Below are 1,484 nucleotides of genomic sequence, written 5' to 3' on the forward strand. Positions count from 1 at the left end.
GAAGTAATGGGATCCGGAGATATAAAGCAAGGGCGAGAGTTGCTTGATTTTATTGAAAAACTCGGTCAACTCGCTTGGCAAAAAACAGAATCTAGATATCCAGAAATTCAATTTAGAGGTCAGCAACCGAAGATGGAAGATAGGTCGGCGATGCCGCCTTATACTAGCTTTCGATTTGAGAATGAAGATCCGGAAGTAATTCATAGACTTAGATTCGCGGTAGAAACATACAGCGGAGAGATTGAGTGGGTCATGGAAGGACACTCGCGAGAAATGTTTCCGGGAACAACAAACTGGGTTATCTATCCAAAGAGAACATCTGAATCTCGGAAAATCGCTCTCGATRCTGGCATGGTGGTTGGTCAATATATGGCGCTGAACTATCCGGAGTTTGGACCGATAGCCTACGCCGATCTTTTGGGGTTGGTTTCGCATGTTCGATCGGTATTTTCAAGTAAGCAACTGTAAGGTAATTCCCTCGTTATATCGTTTGACGGATTCGGAGGCGAGTGCCCGTTCAGTCTATTCATTTTGGACGTCCTAATTCAAGGGAGGATTGGAGTCCACAAAGGGCCGCCGATCAAGAAGGGAGCAGTGATGGAAGATCGTGTTTCTTATAGCGTGATGAGAGCGCAGATTTTTTCTCTTTATTACAGCTATTGCAGGTCCAAGTTTCATCAAAAAACCCGTGGGTAGAGGGCGAGAGCGAGGTAGGGTATGCTTATGATGAATTAGATAATTCTTTTGATCTTCCAATAGAAAGACTGATGCTTGAGGTGTTAACTCTTGTTCTTGATGCCGGGCGCGGATCGGAACGAGCAAAAGCATATCATCGTATGGCTATTGCAGACATATTTTCGAATAATGATTTGTCTGAATTGCTTGAAAATATTCCGCCGGGTGAGGCGGAGGAGCTCAATAGTGACATTAAGATTCTGGGAATTTTTTGAAATGTACGTCGGTTCTGGTCTGGTGGTGTTCATTATTCTGCAGTAATCGGGCGTTGTCGCATAATCGGATGAACTCGGGGGAATGCTCGGGTCCCTCTCTTGGCAGATATGGGAGGGTGGGTATGGCCCAGCCGATCCTGCAGCCTGGAAAAACTGGCTGCAAGCGGTACGGAAGGCCAAAGGTATCAGCGAGAGTGCCTCGCGCTCCGAATGATGAGGTGGAGAAATTTCCGACTACGCCGAGCGATGCTCAATCGTCTGATTGGAGTGTGTTGGCAGATCGGCGACATGGGTTGCGCCGAAATATGCGGGCGGTGGAGGCCTACAGGCTTCAGGGACTTCGCAGTTCGATAATTTTATTAAAAATGGTGTATTTCGATGAGTATTACCATTTTAGAATTTGCAGAATCCTTCGTGGCTGGAAGGCTGTCTGCTGAAGTTTTTGCGGAGGCCTATATGGAACTGTGGAAAATAGAGCGCGATGGCGATGTTCTTCGGCGAGACCCAGGGCCTCTAAATGAACGTCTCTCAAGC

General features: G+C 46.9%; 3 protein-coding genes. All 3 read left to right on the top strand.

Translation table 11 applies throughout. The annotated features are described in order from the left end of the window. Nucleotides 1–468 (top strand): hypothetical protein (locus tag AC1DS3_RS38575; RefSeq protein WP_477129356.1); only part of this gene is annotated, 468 nt, incomplete at its 5' end. 191 nt (nt 469–659) lie between these two features. Continuing rightward, the gene (imm2, locus tag AC1DS3_RS38580; protein ID WP_441635993.1) at nt 660–950 is read left to right on the top strand and encodes an Imm2 family immunity protein; all 291 of its coding nucleotides are present in this window, start codon (nt 660–662) and stop codon (nt 948–950) included. A 378-nt stretch (nt 951–1,328) separates the two neighbouring features. Beyond that, the coding region (locus AC1DS3_RS38585; protein ID WP_477129357.1) for a colicin immunity domain-containing protein at nt 1,329–1,484 on the top strand (156 nt) is incomplete at its 3' end.

It is taken from the genome of Cupriavidus sp. 01L46 (assembly GCF_056399905.1).